The 18837-nt window shown below is 62.6% G+C and carries 19 protein-coding genes and 1 tRNA gene; 11 read left to right on the top strand and 9 right to left on the bottom strand.

Annotated elements, in window-relative coordinates; genetic code table 11:
* Positions 1-18: 18 nt before the first annotated feature.
* Complete coding sequence (locus tag HOY44_RS15605; RefSeq protein ID WP_287435876.1) at positions 19-1041, bottom strand: AraC family transcriptional regulator; 1023 nt, start codon at positions 1039-1041, stop codon at positions 19-21.
* 358 nt (positions 1042-1399) lie between these two features.
* Here HOY44_RS15605 and HOY44_RS15600 point away from each other — a divergent pair, with 358 nt between their 5' ends.
* Genes HOY44_RS15600 through HOY44_RS15590 form a run of 3 tightly spaced genes read left to right on the top strand, consistent with a single transcriptional unit; the run spans position 1400 to position 3716 of the window.
* Positions 1400-1633, top strand: a complete 234-nt coding sequence (locus tag HOY44_RS15600) for a DUF3489 domain-containing protein (protein WP_287435874.1) — start codon at positions 1400-1402, stop codon at positions 1631-1633.
* Entirely contained in the window at positions 1630-2040 is a 411-nt protein-coding gene (locus HOY44_RS15595; RefSeq protein ID WP_287435872.1) for a DUF2924 domain-containing protein, read from the top strand. Before HOY44_RS15600 ends, HOY44_RS15595 begins: the two co-directional genes overlap by 4 nt.
* Complete coding sequence (locus HOY44_RS15590) at positions 2037-3716, top strand: recombinase family protein (RefSeq protein ID WP_287435870.1); 1680 nt, start codon at positions 2037-2039, stop codon at positions 3714-3716. Before HOY44_RS15595 ends, HOY44_RS15590 begins: the two co-directional genes overlap by 4 nt.
* Before the next feature lie 84 nt (positions 3717-3800).
* On the opposite strand, the gene HOY44_RS15585 is transcribed toward HOY44_RS15590, so the two are convergent.
* The 3 genes from HOY44_RS15585 to HOY44_RS15575 form a co-directional block, all read right to left on the bottom strand.
* On the bottom strand, positions 3801-4904 hold the full coding sequence (locus tag HOY44_RS15585) for a hypothetical protein (RefSeq protein WP_154653305.1): 1104 nt from the start codon (positions 4902-4904) through the stop codon (positions 3801-3803).
* A gap of 148 nt (positions 4905-5052) precedes the next feature.
* Positions 5053-5664 carry a hypothetical protein gene (locus HOY44_RS15580; RefSeq protein ID WP_287435867.1) on the bottom strand — a complete coding sequence of 204 codons (612 nt, stop codon included), beginning with the start codon at positions 5662-5664 and terminating at the stop codon, positions 5053-5055.
* Positions 5665-6164: 500 nt separating this feature from the next.
* Positions 6165-6953: a hypothetical protein gene (locus HOY44_RS15575; protein WP_138423421.1), complete on the bottom strand. Its 789-nt coding sequence runs from the start codon at positions 6951-6953 to the stop codon at positions 6165-6167.
* Between the two features lie 411 nt (positions 6954-7364).
* On the opposite strand from HOY44_RS15575, the gene HOY44_RS15570 reads away from it, so the two are divergent.
* Positions 7365-7679, top strand: coding sequence for a hypothetical protein (locus HOY44_RS15570; protein WP_138423422.1), 315 nt, complete (start codon positions 7365-7367; stop codon positions 7677-7679).
* A gap of 4 nt (positions 7680-7683) precedes the next feature.
* Entirely contained in the window at positions 7684-8280 is a 597-nt protein-coding gene (locus HOY44_RS15565; protein WP_138423423.1) for a response regulator transcription factor, read from the top strand.
* Between the two features lie 19 nt (positions 8281-8299).
* Here the strand turns inward: HOY44_RS15565 and HOY44_RS15560 are convergent, their stop codons facing one another.
* Positions 8300-8770, bottom strand: a complete 471-nt coding sequence (locus HOY44_RS15560; RefSeq protein ID WP_171042989.1) for a helix-turn-helix transcriptional regulator — start codon at positions 8768-8770, stop codon at positions 8300-8302.
* Between the two features lie 2122 nt (positions 8771-10892).
* Here HOY44_RS15560 and HOY44_RS15555 point away from each other — a divergent pair.
* Entirely contained in the window at positions 10893-11138 is a 246-nt protein-coding gene (locus HOY44_RS15555; protein WP_287435863.1) for a hypothetical protein, read from the top strand.
* Positions 11139-11156: 18 nt separating this feature from the next.
* Here the strand turns inward: HOY44_RS15555 and HOY44_RS15550 are convergent, their stop codons facing one another.
* Entirely contained in the window at positions 11157-11861 is a 705-nt protein-coding gene (locus tag HOY44_RS15550; protein WP_287435861.1) for a DUF5681 domain-containing protein, read from the bottom strand.
* Positions 11858-13159 (bottom strand): site-specific DNA-methyltransferase, encoded by a 1302-nt coding sequence (locus HOY44_RS15545; protein ID WP_138423426.1) that lies wholly within the window; start codon positions 13157-13159, stop codon positions 11858-11860. Before HOY44_RS15545 ends, HOY44_RS15550 begins: the two co-directional genes overlap by 4 nt.
* Before the next feature lie 130 nt (positions 13160-13289).
* Here HOY44_RS15545 and HOY44_RS15540 point away from each other — a divergent pair, with 130 nt between their 5' ends.
* Together HOY44_RS15540 and HOY44_RS15535 are read left to right on the top strand one after the other, a co-directional pair.
* Entirely contained in the window at positions 13290-13619 is a 330-nt protein-coding gene (locus HOY44_RS15540; protein WP_008328454.1) for a helix-turn-helix domain-containing protein, read from the top strand.
* A 3-nt stretch (positions 13620-13622) separates the two neighbouring features.
* Positions 13623-14486 carry an ImmA/IrrE family metallo-endopeptidase gene (locus HOY44_RS15535; protein ID WP_287435859.1) on the top strand — a complete coding sequence of 288 codons (864 nt, stop codon included), beginning with the start codon at positions 13623-13625 and terminating at the stop codon, positions 14484-14486.
* A gap of 392 nt (positions 14487-14878) precedes the next feature.
* On the opposite strand, the gene HOY44_RS15530 is transcribed toward HOY44_RS15535, so the two are convergent.
* Positions 14879-14968: transfer RNA gene (locus HOY44_RS15530), tRNA-Ser, on the bottom strand.
* Between the two features lie 51 nt (positions 14969-15019).
* Positions 15020-15223 (bottom strand): hypothetical protein, encoded by a 204-nt coding sequence (locus tag HOY44_RS15525; protein WP_287435857.1) that lies wholly within the window; start codon positions 15221-15223, stop codon positions 15020-15022.
* A 143-nt stretch (positions 15224-15366) separates the two neighbouring features.
* Here HOY44_RS15525 and HOY44_RS15520 point away from each other — a divergent pair, with 143 nt between their 5' ends.
* The 3 genes from HOY44_RS15520 to HOY44_RS15510 all read left to right on the top strand — a co-directional run bounded on the left by HOY44_RS15520 (position 15367) and on the right by HOY44_RS15510 (position 18834).
* Entirely contained in the window at positions 15367-16548 is a 1182-nt protein-coding gene (locus tag HOY44_RS15520; protein ID WP_287435856.1) for an alpha/beta hydrolase, read from the top strand.
* A gap of 145 nt (positions 16549-16693) precedes the next feature.
* On the top strand, positions 16694-17584 hold the full coding sequence (locus HOY44_RS15515; RefSeq protein WP_287435854.1) for an SPOR domain-containing protein: 891 nt from the start codon (positions 16694-16696) through the stop codon (positions 17582-17584).
* Positions 17585-17622: 38 nt separating this feature from the next.
* A complete protein-coding gene (locus HOY44_RS15510; RefSeq protein WP_138423431.1) occupies positions 17623-18834 on the top strand; it encodes a D-alanyl-D-alanine carboxypeptidase family protein in 1212 nt (403 codons plus the stop codon).
* The last annotated feature ends 3 nt before the right edge of the window (positions 18835-18837 follow it).

Below are 18837 nucleotides of genomic sequence, written 5' to 3'. Positions count from 1 at the left end.
CTGATTTCGGAAGCCAAATCAGTGTCGGCGGACGCGTCTCGCCGAGCGACCACGAGTCTGCGACGGCGTTTCTCCGAACCGGTCGCGATACCGTCCAGCCAGCGCACCGAAGTTCGAAAAGCCCCAGTCGGACGCGATCGCGGTGATGGTCACATCTTCAGCCATCGTTTCGAGATCTTGGCGAAAGCCCTCAAGCCGCCGCGCCACGAGAAAAGCGCGGGGCGATACGCCCCGGAACTTCCGAAATCCACCAGACAGCGTCCGCGCAGAAACGCCGACACGTTTGGCCACATCGCCGATTGAAGGCGCCTCGCGCGCTTCGGCTTCCATGATCTCTTCGGCTGCGCGAACGTACGCGGGAGCTGCACAGCGGGCCCCCGTTTCGAGGCTCAACCCGGCCGCCGATGCCCACTGTCGCAGAAGTTCGACGCAAAGCATCTCTTCGATATGCCGCGCCAACACTGCGTCGGATGAGACTTCGCCCTCGCGCGTCAACGCACGGGTGGCATAATCGAGCAGCGCGGGCCAGGCCGAGTTGGGGCCGCCAATTTTGACGCGGCTCGTCCACAGGCGGTCATCCGGCACGAAACCGAACCACCGCTCGGCCGTATCAACCATCGCCTGATGCGGGATCGTGAGGTTGAGCTGCATATGGTCGGGATCACCCTCAAGCCAGTATTCAGCCCTGGAACAATCTACGACAAAGCTTTCGCCGGCCCCGGTTTCAATAGAACCACCATCGGTTTGATGATCCAGTGCCCCGCGCAAGGTGTTCAGAACAAGGATGTTTCCGGCGTCAGGATCGAACCGGTCAAGGTGGATACCCGTGCCGTAGGCAAACCGGGTCATGGTCACACAGCCCGCCTTCGCCGAAATCATGGTCGCATCCGGCAGGGACAAGCGATCCAAAGGCCGCACCCGATATCGCATATAGACCGACCGGCAGAAGTCCTCCACTTCGTCCCAATCAGCTGAATGCGTCTTCTGCTGGTGCCGGATCGGCGACCCCAAAGAATCCAGAACGAGTGCATGTTCCAGCAAAACGGCGCTCCTCCTCGTGGTTCCAGCGTCAAAATAACACGATACTGGCGAGGTAGACATCCGGCATTGGTCGTAAAGAAATGAACGTGATGGTGGCGACGCGCCGACACGGTCGCGATCTGGCGAAGGTTCTGACCGAGCGCGTTGTCCCCCCGGCGTGTGAGGCCCAACAATGCCGACATTGGTTCAAGCCGCAGCGAATGACCGCTTCCCGCCCACCTATCAGTTCCTTAAACACCCGTTTCCCACTGGACTACCCACGCGAACAGAGCGTCAGTGGTCACACGCCCGGCCGCTCCGGGCGCGCCTCGGTACCGGGGGCGGCATTGGACCGGCCCGGCAACCAGAGGAGAACACCATGGCAAAACCCAAACAGACGAAGAAGGACAAGGTCCGCGCTATGCTGGAGCGGGCGGACGGTGCGACGCTGGACGCGATCTGCAAGGCGACCGGGTGGCAGGCGCATTCGGCGCGGGCGGCGCTGAGCCGCTTTCGCAAGGCGGGCCACACCGTTGAACGCTCCACCCCGAGCGACGGCAAGGGGGGCGCGGCGCGCTACCGGATCACGGCGTCGCCCGCGGCAACCGAATGATCCGCGTAGAGGAACTGGAGACCATGGACCGGGCCGCGCTTGTCGCGGTCTGGTCGGAGGTTTTCCAATCCCCTGTCCCCAAGGGGATGAGCCAGAACTTCCTCCGCCGTTTTCTCGCCTTCGAAGTTCAGGCGCGACAGATGGGTGGCCTGCCAAAACATGTACTGGTCAGGTTGAACGCACGTTCGGGAGAGGCCAAGCGCAAGGCAACCACGCCCGGCCTCAAACCCGGTGGGCGGCTCTTGCGGGAATGGAACGGCGTCACCCATGTGGTCGATGTAACCGAGGAGGGCTTTTTCTGGAACGGCAAAACCTGGCGGTCGCTCTCGGTCATCGCGCGGGAGATCACCGGGGCACACTGGTCCGGGCCGAGGTTCTTCGGCCTCACGGGGAAAGGCCGGTCATGACCAGGACTACGATCCGCTGTGCCATCTACACCCGGAAGTCCTCGGACGAGGGGCTAGATCAGGACTTCAACTCGCTCGATGCCCAGCACGAGGCCTGCGCGGCCTATATCGCCAGCCAGCGGCACGAGGGCTGGAAGAGGCTGCCTGCCCGCTACGACGACGGCGGGATCTCCGGGGGCACACTCGAGCGCCCTGCCCTGCAGCGGCTCTTGGGCGAGATCGACGCCGGCCGGATCGACATGGTGGTCGTCTACAAGATCGACCGCCTGACCCGGTCGCTGGCAGATTTCGCGAGGCTGGTCGACCGGCTCGAGGCCGCCGGCTGCTCCTTCGTGTCCGTGACGCAGGCCTTCAACACATCGTCGTCGATGGGACGGCTGACCCTCAATGTGCTCCTGTCCTTTGCCCAGTTCGAACGCGAGGTCACGGCCGAGCGCATCCGCGACAAGATAGCAGCCTCGAAAAAGAAGGGGCTCTGGATGGGGGGCAACGTGCCTCTTGGGTATGATCGACCTCCTGACGGTGCCACGCGCGTACTCAGGGTCAATCCCGAGGAATCCCGAACGGTCCGCCGTCTCTTTGAACTCTATTCCGACCACGGTTGCCTGCGCCGGGTCGAAGACGCCGCGAGGCGTGAAGGTCTTCGGTCCAAGGAACGCAAGAGCACCAAAGACGTGGTCACAGGCGGCAAGCCGCTTTCGCGCGGGCAGATCTATCACATCTTGCGCAATCCGCTTTACTGCGGCCGGATCCGGCACAAGGACAAGGTCTGGCCCGGGCAGCACGACGCCCTCATCGACGACGCGCTCTGGGAGCGCGTTCAAACCCTATTGCAGACACGCTCCGGCCGCTCCCGCACGCGAGGCGGTCATTCGGACACCAATGAGACCACGTCCCCGTCGCCGGCCTGGCTCACGGGCAAGCTGCGCGACGAGACCGGCGACCGGCTTACGCCGACCCACACGACCAAGGCCGGTCGTCGTCTGCGCTACTATGTCTCCAACCGCCTGGTCTCGGGGGGCGCGGACCCGACCGGCTGGCGCCTGCCGGCCGCCGCGCTCGAGGCGCGCGTCCTGGCCCTGCTGATCGCGCACCTGGAACGGGCACGCAGGGAGCATCGGCTGCTTGCCCGGCCTGATTCCGCCATGGCCGACGAGATCGGGAGAGCCATCGCCAGCTTGCAGCAGGGTCTCGAAGGCACCCGTGGTCAGGTTGCGGCGGCCCTGGACGACCACGGCTATCTGACGCGCAGCGAGATCCGGATCACCCTCGACCTCACGGCGCTGTCAGCGAGGCTGGGCATTACCGCCGATGATCTCGATCCGGCGTTGGGTACTCTGTCCGCGCCGCTTCAGATCCGACGGCGCGGTGTTGAGACGAAGATCGTGGTGGGCGAGGCGCAATCGGACCCAGATCGGCATTTGCAGGCCATGTTGATCCGCGCCCACGGATGGACGCGCGCGCTTGCCGCTGGCACGTCCCTCGCGGAGGTCGCGCGGGCCGAGGGTTGTTCGGAGGCCTTCCTGCGCACGCGCTCAAAGCTCGCCTTCCTCTCTCCGAAGATACAGGCCGCCATTCTCGACGGCACGCAGCCACCGGACTTTACCCTGACCAAACTGGTGCGCCTGCCGCTCCCACTCGACTGGCAGGAGCAGGAACGCGCCCTTGGGGTCTGATGCGCGGCGTACTGACGCTCTTGCCGCGAGAATGGAAGCTGCCGTGACTCAGAGCAATGCTTCCATGCCCGTGCGGCCGGCGGATTACTTTAAGGTTAGATCATCGATCACGACCTGCCAGTAGCTTTCATGCCAGATACGGAGTTCTGTAATACCCGACCAATTGGGAGCGAAACGTTTCGGTGAGATGTGTGACCCACGAAAGCGGTCTTCACTTACGAGCACGCCATTGCGAAATGCCTCGACGACGATTTGTGCGTCAAGACCTGCAGGCCAGGCGATCGTCAGGTTTACCGACACAAGATCAAACGGACTGTCGGACCACATGCGGGCCGTATGTCCCGACGACGTGTAGGCGGCAAATTCTCCCGATGTGGTGCCGTTGATGTATCCTGCGCCCTCGTAATACATGCGGTGAGTCGCCACGAAGTTTTGCCAGTGCATGTCAGCGACACCAGTCGGCACTTCGACGAGCGTGTTTGACGTAATCAGGTCGTCGAAATCGATGATCGTGAGGGGCTCCCCAGAGGGGATAGCATCTTCGATGGGCTTTGGCACTCGTAGGGGCCAATGGTCGACCTCGACTTGCACTTTTTTGATTTCTGCCCGGTTACGCCAGCGGACCGTCCACCTCCCAGGCGAAACGGGGCAGTGTCGACCATCACTGGCCTCGATGGCCTGCCATTCGATGCCCTCTTGAGAAGTGCAAGTCACCTCGTCATTCGCATCGGCTGCAATCGACAGACCAAGGCGTGGGGCCAGCCCGACGAAGGGCGGTGTTTCCTCTGCTACTAGTCCGCCTGGGGCGGCTGGTAGCGCTAGGATTTGCGTCGAGTATGGGATCGGGTCAACCGGATACATCAATTCGGTGGGCAACAACACCTCTATGCTGATTTCGCCGGGGCCGGAAATATGGCCCCTACCCGGGGACATGAGGAAATTTGCGAAACCAGCGAGATTTGTCTCGACGATCACCGGCTCAGCGCCAGGCCGCGTCAGACGAACGGGCACGCCAGAGATCGGCGGCTCGCCCAACTCGTAAACACCATCACGATCAATATCCCGAAACACGAACTGCGAGAGTACCATTTCCCCCGCCGTAAGCGGCACCGGCATGGTTGTTGCGGTGGCAATGGCCGAGAGGCAGATGCACACCCGCGCCTTCAAAAGGCGGAGGTGATGTCTCAAACGAAGGGTCCTGGTCAAGATATCATTTTGCACACAATACGCCGGCCACGATAGGTCTTTCAGGCTAGGGGAGCCGCCAGTTAAGGCAGCCCCCCCTGTTAGCCCGGCACGCGGAAGAGAGGGCGCATGCGCAAGGCTGGCCACGCATTCAATAAATGCCCCGCGCAAGGTATTCGCTGTGGTTCTGGAGCGCCACAGTGACGGCCATCGCGATGCTCGCACGTCCATCGGCTCTGCGCAGCGAGGCGTCACAGATCGTGCGCCTTTCGCCGGTGAAATCGTTGCGCGCCAGTTCGGGGCAGATGAGCACAACCGCAGCCTGAGGAAACCGGCACCGGAATTCCTCAAGTCGGTCGATCGCCCCCATCAAGTCTCGGACCTGAAAAATGACGAGTTGGCGGGAGGCAAAAGACCGGTTCAGGTATGCCGCCACGTCACGTTGCGTGTCGAACGTGCGGAACGTGCGGCCATAGGCACCGATATCGGCGATGTGGCTGCGCTCAGTGTCGTCGAACGCGCCACAGGCGACGACGTCTGACTTCTCAAGCCGTTCGATCGTGTGAAGCGAGAGATGCTTGCCCCAGCGTTCTTCGACGATATGCGATGGGACCCCAGCATGACGCACACCATTGACGTCATCAGCCGATGTGGTTGTGATTGCTCGCAACAGCGTGGCGATCCAGCCGCCCGGAACGTCGGTAGTTGGCGCAATGGGACTGCGACCACGTTCTTCGAAGTGGGAAACGTTGAAATCCTTCATCCTTCTTGGCCCTTCCTTGTGCCTCGTTCCGCAGAGCGTGGTGCCCGGCAGCGTCTGAGTGATGGCTGGCAGCGAACTCCGCCCGAAGGTCTCGGCGCGGGGGCGCCGGGGGGCGATGTCTTTTGGCTGTTCCGACCTATCGCCAGAGCCCTGAGGCGTGCTGGGGTTCGGATGCGGCGCAGCCTTGCCGTTCATTGATTGGGGAACATCGCGTTTCGAGGCCCCCGGGCCGAATTGGGGTCCACCAATCCAGCCATCACCTGAACGCATCTTCGCTGTTCACGTTAGCGAAACAATCAGCATTGGGTTGGATACGCCGCGTGTAGAACCGAAGCCCTACGGACCATGCTGGTCGGCCAAAGACGTATCCATCCTAAGTACTATCTTGTCATCGGGAGAGTGTATGGGCCGTACCCCTGGCAAAAAAGTGGAGCGCAGTCCAATAACTGTGCTCCCAGGTGGGGCCGGGCAAGGCGGTTGCCCGGCGATGGATATCATTGTCAGCCGCCGATTTGCGCAAACAGCTGGGCCTGCGATATCGGGAGGACGATGCTGCTGCCCCGCGCTGCGATCTCGCCGCTCGAGATCGTGATGCAGCGACGGGCGCCGAAAATCGCACTACTCGTCAAGAAGCGGGCTTTGACGATCCGGTCACCCTGCAGTTCGACGCCTTGGATCTGTCCCACCGGTGTGCGCGAGCTGTCAACCGCGGCAAAGCTGTTGAATGTGGTCGTGCCCATCGGTTGACAGGTGGTCGCATAAAGCCGGCCGGTTTCCGGGTCTCTCAGCGGGACACCGCCGGGCCCGGAATTGGCCACACCACCCGACGTCGAACCGCCGGTGCTGCCGCCACCATTGCTGCCCCCGGTCGATCCGCCATTTGATCCACCATTGCTGCCACCATTCGAACCGCCATTGTTGCCGCCATTAGATCCGCCATTAGATCCATTTGAGCCGCTAAGTGCAGTCCCAACGCCGCTTACGGTCCCGCCGACGACATTGCCAACCGCATTTCCTCCTAGGGCAGCGCCAATGTCATTTCCGAGCCCGCCATCGGTCGAACCGCCATCGAGGACATCGCCAACACCCGTGACGGCGCTGCCGACGGCTCCTACGGTATTGCCGACGACATTGTCGCCAAGGGCACTGCCGACATCACCGACAAGTCCGCCCAAACCACCCTCGGCCCATACCAAGACCGGACTCATCGTCAAAATGGTGGTCAGCGCAAGTCGCTTGCCCAAGCCGACACCCCGGTGTCTTTCGTTCGAGTTATTATGTTTCGTCATTTTAGGGATCCCTTCTCGAAGGTAGCGACGGCTGTTGGGGTCCGGCTGGCAATCGACGGTGTCCGCGAGCGGCGGACATTGGGAAAAACCATTCTCCGCACCTTGAACTTATGATCCAATACAAATCTCTTTCATGCCTGTGCCGGCGGAATTGACCGCTCGTTTTTTTCGCGAACGGTTCCGAGCGCCCCCACCCAGTGTTCCATCGCTGATTGCTACCACACCCTTCTCGGGTGGCAGTTCAAGCTTCGGGCGTTGTTGCCTGAAGGCACATCGGACTTCCGTCGGAAAAGGCCGCCTATGGACCCAAAGGAGTATCCGGGTCGTACGACCGACCCTGCTAGGGTGACTAAACACATGGCGACCATCCGCCCCCCGATCCGTGGGGGCCGTGTCCCATTTGAGGGTTGAGTGGTGAAAGTGAAGCCAACAAGACGCAAGTGGGCGTGGGCCCTAGCTGTTGCATGTCTGATGGCATGTTCGACTCCGTCTGCGCTGCAGGCACAATCGGGCAAAACAACCTGGTCGACCGCACAGGGCGACCAGAGGAACGCCTATATCCAGACAATCAACATGCTCGACGCGGATGGTTACCGAGTCACGCGGGTCGACCGGACCTTTCTCAATCGGATCATGGTGCAGGCGACCAAGGGGCATATCAGGCGTGAGATCGTCATTTCGCAGGCGACTGGAATGGTCTTGAGAGACGTCATATTCGGGGAATGATTTTATGGAATACAGGCGGATCGCAGCGCCCGCAGAGGTCAAGGCAGTTCCCAAGCCGAAGTCCGGCTCCAAGTCGGCGTGGAGAAACCATGTCGCCGCGCTTCAATCCATCGTCATCTTTCAGGTGTTCTGCACTGTCCTGTTCCTGGGCAAGACCCTGTCGGACCTTTTGGGTATCCCGCTCTATTTCCTGCCATGGTCAGTGCTCGAAACGATCGAACTGCTCGCCGCTCTCGGCATGCTCCTCGGTGTCATCAGCGGCATGCTGTTGTTTCGCGAAGGCCATAAACGGATGATGGAGGCTGAGCGCCGAATGAATGCAGCCGCTGGCGAGTTCCACGAGCATCTATTGAGCCAATTCGACGAATGGGAGCTTACGCCGACCGAGAAGGATATCGCGCTCTACGTCGTCAAAGGATTTTCGAATCTGGAGATCGCATCTCTGCGTGGCACCACGGAATCCACGGTGAAATCCCAGGTTTCAGCTATCTTCCGAAAATCCGGAGTGAACAGCCGACAGCAACTGGCAACATGGGCGGTCGAAGATCTTATCGAAGCGCTCACACCTACGACGGAGCCCGACTCCGCCGAACAGGTCTGAACCTTCGATACTAGGCGTCCTATTCGCCGGCCGAGCGGGAAGCGGACAAGCCAGCAGTTATCGCTTCATCGTTCACATAGGCAATAAGCTGAAACCGGTTCTCCATCCCCGATTTACGGTAGACGCTACTAAGCTGCTTTTTAACCGTTGCGATGCTCGACCCGCGAAGCTCGGAAATTTCTTTGTTGGAGAACCCTTTAACTGCGAACAAGGTCACTTCGGTTTCCGCGTTTGACAGTCCCCAATCCTCTTGCAGATATGAAAGTATCTGGCCCTTCTCCTCCTCTTGATCGACCGGGCGCGCAACCCGCTGCATATCCGGGGCCGAGATGCGACGATCGATTCTTTCGGGGGAAAGCACGAGCAAATAGATCAATAAGGTGGTCGCGGTGGACCCAACGAGCATTACGGTTGCGGCCTGACCGGGTGTCAGGAAGCCTCCGTTTCGGTAAATCCAGACGACGGAGACCACTTCGAAAAGTAGCGTCAACGCAGAGATTCCCACGAACCGAACGCGAAGACTTCTATCTTGATCACGGGTCGATCGCATGGCCTGGCTCCTCGACAAATTCACGCAGTATGGCTTTCTTGGGCAACGAAAAACTCGATAATTGACGCCCTTCTGGAGGGGCCTAGCAATTCTTCTATTCTTGATTGAGGTTTAGAAAAACCGTATCGAGGACAGCTTGTAAACCCCGCTGATGGTCATGGAATCCTGACCGATTGGACGCAGTCAAAGTGGAAAACGTTCAATTTCGGGGCTTTGGCACGTTCGACCAATCCTTCGCATTATCCGAAAGATCATGAGGTTGCGGGAGGAAGGAGTGACGACCGGCCCAGCTGATTGGTCAAGCCTTAGGGCTCGGGATCGGAACTACGGTGCCCGTCAGGAATGGCCCGGGTTGAGTGGTAGCATATGCCGCTTTCGCTGGCTTTGACCATTCCGTTCAGTCCTGTCCGGCGCGGAGGGATGCGCCGACGTCTCGCCCGCTCCTCTTGCCCTGATCGAACCGGTCGTCACGCGTTCAGCAGACAGTGCGGGCCGTAACTAATCAATCGGCGACTCGTGCCATTCAGGGCCATTCGTATGGCGGCTGAAACCCTTCCAACCAAAGCACTACAACTTTCATCGAGTTGAGCTTTCGGGAACGAGCAGGCCCTTCATTTTAGCCGAAACCTTAGAACGGAAAACGGCGCGCCCACTTAGGCGCGCCATCGCTTGTTGTCCGAGTGGCCAGTGCGGCATCTTAACCGGGTTAGCCGCCGAGTTTCTGAGACAACTGAGTGCGCGACACCGGCAAGACCACGCTGCTACCGACAGGGGTGATGGACCCGCCAGAAATCGTGATACAGCGCGATACTCCGAACACGCCACGGTCGGTCACGAACCGAGCACTGACAATGGTGTCACCTTGTAAAACAACACCCTGAATTTGGCCAATTCGAGTCCGGGAAGCATCCACGGCCGCGAAACTGTTGAAGGTTCCTTCCCCCATGGGCTGGCAATTTGAGCCGAAGTTTCCGGTCCCGTTCCGGGCATTCGCCCCGAGGACCGCACCTGAATTCGTGCCGGTCGTGCCGTTGTTGGTGAAGCCGCCCGTCCCGCCGTTCGAGCCTCCGTTGGATCCGCCGTTCGAGCCGCCGTTCGCGCCACCGTTGGACCCGCCGTTCGAGCGCCGTTCGAGCCGCCGTTCGCGCCACCGTTGGACCCGCCGTTCGAGCCGCCGTTGACCCGCCGTTCGAGCCGCCGTTGGACCCGCCGTTCGAGCCGCCGTTGGACCCGCCGTTCGAGCCGCCGTTCGAGCCGCCATTGGACCCTCCGTTCGAGCCGCCGTTTCCAGAGGTTGAGCCGCTGAGGACGGCGCCCACGGTATTGACAGCGCCACCTGTGACCGCGCCCAGTCCACCGCCGATCGCGTCGCCGAGGCCGTTGCCCAAACCGCCGCTACCGTCCGACGTGCCGCCGTCGAGAACGTCTCCAACTCCCGTTACAGCGCTACCGACGGACCCGACGGTGTTACCGACAGCATTGTCGCCAAGTGTACTGCCTATGTGTCCGACCAAGCCACCCAAGCCGCCTTCCGCAATCGCACCGCCCGACGTCAAGACAAGGCAGGTCGCCACCATGCCCACGAAGGGCAAAGAGCTCGCATTTAGCCTGCTCAGGGCCGTTCTCGTTTCGATCCGCATATTCCGTTCCTTCCGAAATCAAACCGGACCCATGATGTGTGACTGCCGAACGGACGAAAGGTCGCCAGCTCCATAGCGCTATCCCCACAAACATCGCCGCCAGCCCGAAACAGCCCGGTCATGTCCAGGCCCCCGGTCGTCTACCGAGCAGTTGCCCTGACTATTGCCACGTCGGATCCAGTGTTTGGTTGCTACCGCATCCCTTTGATGCTGAACGAAGGATGCCGCGCACGGCACTTCTGTTCATCGGCCATTGGGGTGAGAGCCCGAGGTATGGCTCGAAAGTTTGAAGAGGTGGTACGGGATGGGACCGGCATCAACTCGCAACTCTTTTCGCGCCGCTTCAGATCCGACGGCGCGGTGTTGAGACGAAGATCGTGGTGGGCGAGGCGCAATCGGACCCAGATCGGCATTTGCAGGCCATGTTGATCCGCGCCCACGGATGGACGCGCGCGCTTGCCGCTGGCACGTCCCTCGCGGAGATCGCGAGGGCCGAGGGATGCTCGGAGGCCTTCCTGCGCACACGTGCCAAGCTTGCCTTCCTCTCTCCGAAGATCCAGACCGCCATTCTCGACGGCACACAGCCCCCGGACTGTACCCTCACCAAACTGGTGCGCCTGCCGCTCCCGCTCGACTGGCAGGCGCAGGAACGCGCCCTTGGGGTCTGATGCGATTGCGCGCGCGTCTCAGCCCAGCAACCGATCCATGATCGCAAGAGTCTTCTGCGTTCGTCTGAGGTCCTTCTCGATGGCAGCTCGCACGGCTTCGTCACCCTCTGTTTCAAGCAACCGCTCGAGACCCTCCACCTCCCGCAGCCAATCCTCACGTCGCGCCCACAAGACCTCCAGTTGCGCCACCTGTTCCTTCGTGGCGGGCCCGTCGATCCAGGCGCGCCCCGTCTCCATGTCGATCTTCACCTGATCCGGATGCGGCAAGGGCGCGGGTAAATCCGTGATCCCGAGCCGCTCACGGCGGGCCAGTTCCTGGTCCCATTCGACCTTGTAGGTGATGGCCGTCTCGAGCCATTCATCCGCCAGGGCTTTGTTCTGCCGTTCTGTTGCCGCAAGCATCTCGGCGAACAGGCGTTGGGCCCGGTGCTGCCCCTTTGCCGCGTTGACCGCCATCGCACGCACGATCGCCTGCGCCATCGGAACTGTTACACTGCGGCCCCCGTCGCGGACGGTGATGTCGCGGTAAGCCTCATCCAGAATGATGTCCTTGAGACGCTCCTCGTTCAGGGCCGGCCGCTTCGACTTCGCCCCGCGGGGTCGGCCCTTCGGGTTGCCGGACTGTCCCTTCGCAAAACGCGAGGCCACCGGCGGCTTGCCATAACCCACCTCGTATGACGCGCCCGGCCGAACCGCCGGAAGTTTCTGCTTGCCCCTGATCATTCCGCGGCCTCCAGCCGTGCCGCAGGCGCAGACCAACCGCAGACCACCTGCTCTGCTTCATCCTTGGCATAGGCTTCCCAACGGGCCACGATCCGGTCGCAATAGATCGGGTCGAGCTCGCACAGGTAGCCCCGCCGCCCGGTCTTTTGCGCCGCGATCAGGGTGGAGCCCGATCCGCCGAACAGGTCGAGCACGATCTCGCCCCGCCCGGAGACATCGCGGATCGCGTCCGCGATCATCTGGACGGGCTTCACGGTCGGATGCAGGGCCAGCTCTTCCATCCGGCCGGCGCGCAAAGTGTTCACGCCGCGGTATTGCCAGACATTTGTACGGTACCGCCCGTGCTGTCCCAGCTCGAACGTGTTCACGTGGGGCGCCGTGCCTTTCTTGAACGCGAAGATCAGCTCGTGACGTGAGCGGTAGAACGTCCCCATGCCCCCGTTGTCCTTGGCCCAGACGATAAGGTTCTTCAGCTCGTCATAGATCGCCTCTCCCGCGGCCAGCATCTCGCCCATGTGGCGCCAGTCCATGCACAGGAAGTGGATCGACCCCTCCACCGCGTGGTCCGCCATGTTGCCAAGCGCGGTCGTCAGGAATCCGGTGAAGGCCTCTGAACTCATCTCGCCCGACGCCATCGCGAACTCCCGATGCTGCACCTTGCCGGAGTTGCCCACGTGCCCGTCGATCGGCACGTTGTAGGGCGGGTCCGAGAACACCATCCGCGCGACCTCACCCGCCATCAGGTCCCCGACCACCACCGGGTCCAGCGCATCGCCGCACATCAGGCGATGGCGCCCAAGCTGCCAGACATCGCCGGGATGCACCCGCCGCGACGCTTCCTCCGGGATCACCTCGTCCACCGGATCGTCCGGCTCCTGTGGTGCCACGGCCTCCAGGATCCCATCGATCTCCGGGATCGAGAACCCCGTCACATCCATGTCGAAGTCGAGCTCCACCTCCATCAGGGCCCCCAGCTCCGCCGCCAGAAGATCCTCGTCCCAGCCCGCATTCAGCGCCAGCTTGTTATCCGCCAGTACATAGGCGCGCTTTTCCGCCTCACTCATGTGATCCAGCCGTAGGCACGGCACTTCGCCCAGCCCGAGAAGCTGTGCGGCCGCGACCCGGCCATGGCCTGCAAGGATCGTGCGTCGCTCGTCGATCAGAACCGGGTTGGTGAACCCGAAGGTCTCGATGGAGGCCGCGATCTGGCGCACCTGCTTCCTTGAATGGGTGCGCGCATTGCGCGCCCATGGCGTGAGATCGCCCAGGGCGACGTATTCGATCTTGTCTCGGGTCATTCTTGACCTCCGTTGACTGCTCATTCGACAGAATCGGCTCTGCCTGCCCGTATCGTTCGATATATCTTACATTTGCACTACGGTCAATCTGGGCGTATACCACCGTCAGACACGGTGAACGGAGGGAGCCATGGAGATCGGGGAACGTCTCATGAGACTGCGTCAGTCCTCGAACCAGTCATTGCAGCAGGTCGCGGACGCCGTCGGCGTCTCCAAAGCCCATGTCTGGGAGCTGGAGAAAGGCCGCAGCCGCAATCCGTCCTTCGAGCTCGTGCGCAAACTGGCTAGCCATTATGGCGTGAGCATCGACGTCCTGACCGGCACGGCGCCGGAGCCCGCGCCCGAAGACATCAAGGTCGGCCGGATGCACCGCGACCTGGAGAGCCTCTCCAAGCGGGACCGGGCGATCGTCGAAGAACTGATCGCGTCGATGAAGGCCAGGTCCTCGGAAGGCTCCTGAGCCTTGGCGCTCGACCGGATCGACCTCGCGGAAATCCACGCGCCTGAGCGATTGGCGGCACGTCTGCACGCGCAGCTGGGCCCGGTGACCACGGCAGTTCCGATCGTCGAGATCGCGCTCGGTCTCGACATCTCCGATGTCCGGATCGACAGTTTCGACGGGTTCGAGGGCATGCTCCCGACGGACCGGGTCCGCAGCGACGGCGTGATCCTTGCAAACTGCCGCTATGGACACCAACGCGCCCGTTTCACGATCGCTCATGAACTCGGGCATTTCTTGCTCGAGCGCCACGAGGTCTCAAGCGAGACCGGCTTTCGCTGCACGCCCCGTGACATGCGCGAGACCCGCGAAGGTCGCAGGGAGCTGCGTCAGGAGGCCGAGGCCAACCGGTTCGCGATCGAGCTCCTGGCCCCGCCCGCCATGTTCGACCGGCACCTCTCTCGCGACCCGGACCTGCAAGACGCTCAGCACTTGCGCCGCGCCCTCGACCTCAGCCGCGAGGCCTGCATCCGTCGCATGGTCGAGCGCCGGGACGAACCCCTTGCCGCGATCTGGTCCCACGAGGGCCGGGTGCGCTATTCCATTCGAGGAGACGCGTTCCCGTACCTCGCGCTCAATAAGAACGATCCCCTGCCAAAGATCAGCCAGGCGTTCAAAGTGGTCTCGAAAGGGGACCGGGGCATTACGACGTTCCGGGAGACCCACGCGGCAGCCTGGACGCGTCGCCCGGAGATCGAGATGTTCGAACAGACCCGCGTCGGTCGGGACGGTCATGCGGTGACCCTGCTTTGGGCGGACCTCCCCCCCGATGCCGACGAAGAGGACGATGGCGGTTTGCCCGAGCTGGGTGCGCCCGGCTTCCGCTGAACCGGTGGACGAGCACCCGGTTCCCTGTTTACCCAGCATCGTTCCCTGTTTCCACCAAGCGCATTCCCTGATCGCCGGATTGGAATTCCCTGTTCGTGAAAGAACAGGGAACTGCCCCGCAAGACCCTGAAAACACGCGCCAATCCAAGCCGAGAATCCGCGGAATCGCCCGAAATCAGGGCCAGAAACGGAGAATTCCCTGTTAATTCCCTGTTAACAGCCAAACCCAGCCAAAACCGAACCCGCGAAAAGGGCGAACAGAGACACCTGCGGGAATTGGGACGGGAATGGCTGGAAAGGTGCGTCTCAGATAGGGCAGCGCGCAGCCAAACGCCCGAAATATCGCGGGAAATCGGCGCAAGGCGTCACTGGGGGAATGAGACGGGGGTGGGTGGCGGAGGAGGTGGGATTCGAACCCACGGTACGCTTTCACGCACGCCGGTTTTCAAGACCGGTGCATTCGACCACTCTGCCACTCCTCCGACAGGGGCATCGGATAGACCGGGCGGGGCGATTCGGGAAGGTGTGCCGTGTCATTCTGCCGGTAGCGCGGTTGTGCGCTTCGTTTGCACGCGCTTCCTGACCGGCGCAAAGCCACGGGCGAGGAGCTGGCGCAGGGCGTCGATCGTGGCCCATGCGACGGCGGATCGGGCCTCCGCCCCTCGGCGAAGGTAATGCGCGGTGTCGATGGAACCGTCGGCGGAGTGGCGGACGATGTGCTGGGGGTCGATGTGCATGGCGTTTCCTTTCGTGATGTCCGTCACGAGGATCGCAAAGGGCCGCGACCGGCGCTTGAAGATGACCTTGAGAAACCCTTGAGATCCGCTTGAGACACGCCAAGAGCGTTGCCCGAGCACCTTGTCTGGTGGTTTGGTGTGTCATGGCCCTGCGTTTCGGCACTTGCGAAATCGACACCGACGCACACGAATTCCGTTGCGACGGGTCGGTGATCGCGCTCGAACCTCAGGTGTTCGACCTACTGGTTCTGTTCGCCTCGAACCCGGGTCTCCTGATCGGTCGTGACCGGATCATCGACGAGATCTGGAACGGCAGGATCGTGTCGGATGCGGCGATTTCATCTCGGATCAACGCGGTGCGCCGCGCGGTCGGCGATGACGGAGCGCGCCAGATGGTGCTTCAGACGGTGCCGAGGCGCGGGTTCCGGTTCGTCGCGCAGGTCGAAAACGCGCAGCTCAAGGCGCGGGACACCAAACCGGGCGAACGGCAGGCGATCCGCATCGCGACATCGCAGGACGGAACTCGGATCGCTTTCGCGACCAGCGGCGCGGGTCCGGTCCTCTTGCGCGCGGGGCATTTCCTGACGCATCTCGAACGGGACTGGAGCAGTCCGGTCTGGCGCCCGATGCTGGATCGGCTGGCGACCGGGCGGCGGCTGGTTCGCTACGACCAGCGGGGCACCGGCCTGTCGGACCCGCATCCGCCCTCCCTCACGCTCGACGCGATGGTCGCGGACCTAACCGCCGTGGCGGATGCGGCGGGGGCGGATTGCGCCCCGATCTTCGCGGCCTCGCAGGGCGTTCCCGTCGCCATCGCGTTTGCCGCGGCCTGTCCCGACCGCGTTTCGCGGCTCGTGCTATACGGCGGCTTCTGCACCGGGCGGCGTGTCGGCGCGACGGAGGCGGAGCGGGCGCGTGCGGATGCCGTTCTGACACTTTTGCGCGAGGGCTGGGGGCAGCACGGCTCGGCCTTCGCGACGGCTTTCGCGACCCTCTACATGCCGGATGCGGATCAGGAGAAGATCGCCAGTATGACCGAGATGCAGCTCGCCTCGGCGAACCCCGACATGGCGGCGGCGCTTCGGATGGCGATCGACGGCTTCAATGTGCGTGAGTTGCTCTCACAGGTGCAGGCCCCGACGCTCGTGCTTCACATGCAAGACGATGCGGTCCAGCCCTGCGAACAGGCCCGTCAGATCGCCTCGGGCATTTCGGGGGCCGAGCTTCGGATCTTCGAAGGGCGCAATCATGTTCCCCTGCCCGGCCGTCCCGAGTGGGACGCGATCATGGACGCGACCGACGAATTTCTGGACCGAACGCTCTGACGCGCCGGAACTCGCGCATCGTGTCCGTCGGGCTTTTCTTGGCCCCGTCGAAAGGTTACACTCCCGCAAAACGCGCACCATAGGCGCGAGGCGGGCAGCGCGGCGGTCTGGAAGCATGACCCCGCAACAAGGGGCAAGACACGTGATGCATATGCGGACGACAGGGCGGCTGGTCATCGGACTGTGCGCCGCGCTCGTGCTGGCAGGATGTGAAGACGGGGCCGACCTCCCCGGCTTCCTGCAATCCAAACCCGACGGTGAAACGACGACCACCAGCCGGTCGACCCGGACGGTCGAGCGCGATGTCGAAGCCCCCGAGGTCTTTCAGGTCGCCGACAAGGGCCTGTGGGACGGACGCCCGAGCCTGGGCGGTGTCTGGGTGGCGCATGAAGATGCCAAAGACCCGGAGCGCGTCATCATCCGCAACACCGCCAACTCGAAATTCGTGGTCGGCGTGCTCTACAGGCCCGAGCGTCAGCAACCGGGGCCGAAGATTCAGGTCTCGTCCGATGCGGCGGATGCCTTGGGTATGCTCGCGGGACAACCCACCGACCTGAACGTGACGGCGCTGCGGCGCGAAGAAGTGCCCGAAAACCAACCCGAAGACGCGGGCGATACCGACACGATCGAAACCGAGGTCGCCGAAGCGCCGACCGTCGAGACCAAGCCGCTCGACCCGCTCGCCGCAGCCGCCCGCGCGCTGGACGAGGCCGAAGGAAAGCCCGTCGCGCAGCCCACGACCACATCCTCGACCGTCGCGGCCGCAACCACGGCCCCGCAACGCACCGCGCCTGCCTCGAACCTGTCGAAACCCTATATCCAGATCGGCATCTTCTCGGTCGAGCAGAACGCCAATAACACCTCCGAGAGCCTGCGCCGCGCGGGGATGGTGCCGACGATCAAGCCGGGTAAGATGAGCGGCAAGGATTTCTGGCGAGTCATCGTCGGTCCGGCCGGCACCAGCGCCGAACGCGCCCAGCTTCTGAAGAAGATCAAGGATCTGGGCTTCACCGACGCCTACTACGTCACCAACTGACCATCGCCCGGATCGCCGGGCCAGCCGAGGACAAACAGATGCGACGCTGCCACGTCACGGCCCGCCTGCTCACCACGCTTTTGGCGGGCGTCATCGCCCTTCCCGCATTCGCATTCGAGACCAGCGCGCGTTCGGCCTATGTGGTCGATCTGACGACGAACACGGTGCTTTTGGAAAAAAACGCCCAAGTGCCGCTGCCGCCCGCGTCGATGTCGAAGCTGATGACGCTGAACATGCTGTTCGAGGCGCTCGAGGACGGTCGCGTGTCGCTCGACACCCAGTTCAACGTCAGCCAGCGCGCGATGGACATGGGCGGCTCGACCATGTTCCTGACGACGCAGGATCGCCCCACGGTCGAAGAGCTTATCAAGGGGATCATCGTTCTGTCCGGCAACGACGCCTGTGTGGTGGTCGCCGAAGGGCTGGGCGGGACCGAGGATGCCTTCGCCTCGATGATGACCCAGCGGGCGCGCGCGTTGGGGATGGAGAATTCGACCTTCGGAAACGCCTCCGGCTGGCCGCATCCCGCGCAACGCATGAGCACCGAAGACCTTGCCATTCTGGCCGAACGCCTGATCGAGGAATTCCCCCAGTATTACCACTACTTCGGGATCGAAGAATTCCCCTATGACGGGCGCGCACCGGACAATAGGTTCAACCGCAATCCGTTGTTCGACCTCGGCCTCGGGGCCGATGGGCTCAAGACCGGGCATACGCAGGAAGCCGGGTATGGCCTCGTCGGTTCGGCCATGCAGGGCAACCGGCGGGTGGTGCTGGTGGTCTCAGGTCTCGACAGCGAAGCCGCGCGCCGGTCGGAATCCGCGGCGATCATCAACTTCGCCTTCCGTCAGTTCGTGATGCGCACGGCGGTGGAAAGCGGTCAGGTGATCGCGGAAATCCCCGTGTGGCTCGGCGAGGCCCAGACCGTCGCACTGGCCGCGCCCGAAGACGTCGAACTGCTGATCCCGGTGACCGCGCATGAAGGCATCAAGGGCGAAGTGACATGGAGCGGGCCTGTCGAGGCTCCGATCTCCAAGGGTGACGAGATCGCGACCTTCACCATCGTGCGTGAGGGGATGAGCGATACGGTCATCCCGCTCGTCGCCGCCGATGACGTCGCCGCCGCCGGCTTCCTGCCGCGCTTCACCACGGCGGCAGGACAGGTGTTTTCGATGGCCCGCGATCTGGCGGGTATCGGCGCCGGGGCCGAGGCCGAAGACGCCGCCACCGAAGAACCAGCGGTGAACTGACCC

This window comes from Maritimibacter sp. (assembly GCF_016774595.1).
GTDB lineage: Bacteria > Pseudomonadota > Alphaproteobacteria > Rhodobacterales > Rhodobacteraceae > Maritimibacter > Maritimibacter alkaliphilus.
The sequence above is the reverse complement of the archived record's forward strand: the minus strand, read 5'-3'. Positions and strand labels throughout refer to the sequence as shown.

Excerpts from the sequence above, each read along its gene's own strand:
- HOY44_RS15600 (WP_287435874.1), top strand. The coding sequence starts at position 1,400 with ATGGCAAAACCCAAACAGACGAAGAAGGACAAGGTCCGCGCTATGCTG.
- HOY44_RS15595 (WP_287435872.1), top strand. The coding sequence starts at position 1,630 with ATGATCCGCGTAGAGGAACTGGAGACCATGGACCGGGCCGCGCTTGTC.
- HOY44_RS15590 (WP_287435870.1), top strand. The coding sequence starts at position 2,037 with ATGACCAGGACTACGATCCGCTGTGCCATCTACACCCGGAAGTCCTCG.
- HOY44_RS15580 (WP_287435867.1), bottom strand. The coding sequence starts at position 5,664 with ATGAAGGATTTCAACGTTTCCCACTTCGAAGAACGTGGTCGCAGTCCC.
- HOY44_RS15575 (WP_138423421.1), bottom strand. The coding sequence starts at position 6,953 with ATGACGAAACATAATAACTCGAACGAAAGACACCGGGGTGTCGGCTTG.
- HOY44_RS15565 (WP_138423423.1), top strand. The coding sequence starts at position 7,684 with ATGGAATACAGGCGGATCGCAGCGCCCGCAGAGGTCAAGGCAGTTCCC.
- HOY44_RS15555 (WP_287435863.1), top strand. The coding sequence starts at position 10,893 with ATGTTGATCCGCGCCCACGGATGGACGCGCGCGCTTGCCGCTGGCACG.
- HOY44_RS15550 (WP_287435861.1), bottom strand. The coding sequence starts at position 11,861 with ATGATCAGGGGCAAGCAGAAACTTCCGGCGGTTCGGCCGGGCGCGTCA.
- HOY44_RS15545 (WP_138423426.1), bottom strand. The coding sequence starts at position 13,159 with ATGACCCGAGACAAGATCGAATACGTCGCCCTGGGCGATCTCACGCCA.
- HOY44_RS15540 (WP_008328454.1), top strand. The coding sequence starts at position 13,290 with ATGGAGATCGGGGAACGTCTCATGAGACTGCGTCAGTCCTCGAACCAG.
- HOY44_RS15525 (WP_287435857.1), bottom strand. The coding sequence starts at position 15,223 with ATGCACATCGACCCCCAGCACATCGTCCGCCACTCCGCCGACGGTTCC.
- HOY44_RS15520 (WP_287435856.1), top strand. The coding sequence starts at position 15,367 with ATGGCCCTGCGTTTCGGCACTTGCGAAATCGACACCGACGCACACGAA.
- HOY44_RS15515 (WP_287435854.1), top strand. The coding sequence starts at position 16,694 with ATGCATATGCGGACGACAGGGCGGCTGGTCATCGGACTGTGCGCCGCG.
- HOY44_RS15510 (WP_138423431.1), top strand. The coding sequence starts at position 17,623 with ATGCGACGCTGCCACGTCACGGCCCGCCTGCTCACCACGCTTTTGGCG.